This is a genomic window from Nocardiopsis sp. CC223A, from assembly GCF_030766825.1.
In the GTDB taxonomy this organism is placed as follows: Bacteria; Actinomycetota; Actinomycetes; order Streptosporangiales; family Streptosporangiaceae; genus Nocardiopsis.
Map to the genome: position 1 here is coordinate 1 of NZ_JASFDV010000171.1, position 1,647 is coordinate 1,647.

Annotated in this window: 1 protein-coding gene; it reads right to left on the bottom strand. The window is 73.5% G+C overall.

From position 1 onward, the window contains the following. Positions 1-1,329, bottom strand: a 1,329-nt coding sequence (locus QJS33_RS31195) for a condensation domain-containing protein (protein WP_306371660.1), incomplete at its 3' end; no start/stop codon positions are given. Positions 1,330-1,647 lie beyond the last annotated feature (318 nt).

The following is a 1,647-nucleotide window of genomic DNA, read 5'->3' on the forward strand; positions in this document are numbered from 1 at the left end:
GAGGAGGTCGATCTCGCCGATGGGGACCGCCGGGCGGTGCGCGACCGCCTTCAGTACCCGGCCGAGCCGGTCCACGAGGGCGGCCGCGGTCTCGGCGTCGAACAGGTCGGTGGCGTACTCCAGCGCGCCGCCCAGACCGCCCGGGACACCACCGGGGCCGTGCTCCTCGGTGAGGATGAAGGTGAGGTCGAACTTGGCGGTGCCGGTGGAGAAGGGCAGCTCCTCAGCGGTGAGCCCGGGCAGGTCCAGGTCGGCGCGCGCGTTGTTCTGGAGGGCCACCATGACCTGGAACAGCGGCTGGTGCGCGGTCGACCGGACCGGATTGAGCACCTCGACCAGGCGGTCGAAGGGCACGTCCTGGTGCTCCAGGTCGGCGAGCGTGCGCTCCCGGACCCGCTCCAGCAGTTCCGTGAAGGCGGGGTCGCCGGAGGTGTCGGTGCGCAGCACGAGGGTGTTCACGAAGAACCCGACCAGATCCTCCAGCGCCTCGTCGGCGCGGCCGGCCACCGGGGTGCCCAACGGGATGTCGGTGCCCGCGCCCATCCGGGTCAGCGTCGCCGCCAGTGCCGACTGGAGCACCATGAACAGGGTGGCGTCGTGCTCCTGGGCGAGGGCGAGCAGGTCGCGGTGCAGGTCGGCCGGGAGGGAGATGGGGGCCATGCCGCCGCGGTGGGAGGCGCGGGCCGGGCGGGCCCGGTCCACCGGCAGTTCGAGCACGTCCGGGAGGTCGGCCAACACCCCGCTCCAGTGGGCGAGCTGCTCGGCGGCCAGGCTCTCGCCGTCCTCCTCGCCGTCGAGGAGGTCGCGCTGCCAGAGCGCGTAGTCGGCGTACTGGACCTCCAGCGGCTCCCAGCCGGGGGCCCCGCCGCCCAGTCGGGCCCGGTAGGCATCGGACAGGTCGCGCAGCAGCGGGGCCATGGACCAGCCGTCGCCCGCGATGTGGTGGACCACCAGCACCAGGACGTGCTCGGCCGGACCGACCTCCAGCAGGGTCGTGTGCAGCGGCGGCTCCGACTCCAGGTCGAAGGTCTCCTGCGCCAGCGCGTCCACCCGGGCCGCGACGTCGGCGCCATCGATCACCTCCACCCGCAGGTCCGGGCGGGCCGACTCCGCCGGCAGGATCCGCTGGTACGGGTCGCCGTTCTCGGACGGGAAGACGGTGCGCAGCGACTCGTGGCGCTCCACCACGTCACCCAGGGCCGACTCCAGCGCGGCGGGGTCCAGGCCGCCCTCCAGACGCAGGGCCACCGGGATGTTGTAGGTGGCACCGGGACCCTCCAGGCGGTCCAGGAACCACAACCTCCGCTGTGCGTAAGAAAGGGGGATCATTTTCCGTTTCACCTGATATCCCGCCGCGTCGGCGTCCGTCCTCTTTTTCTCCGTCATGAAGGACATTAGGGCCGGTCAAAGCGGACGAAAGGCAGGTGGAGCGGCACCCTCTCCGGCAGTTCCGCGGGCCCGGCGCGGCACCGGTCCGGACACGGGGTGCGGGCACGAGAAGGGCGCCCGCACCGGCAGGGTGCGGGCGCCCGGTTCCGGGGCGGGGCCGGGGGTCAGGCGAGCGACCCCTCCCGGGTCCGCCGGACGAGCTTGGGCCGGGACCGGCGGGCCGGCGCGGCCGCCGCGACCAGGAGGGCCAGCTCTGCG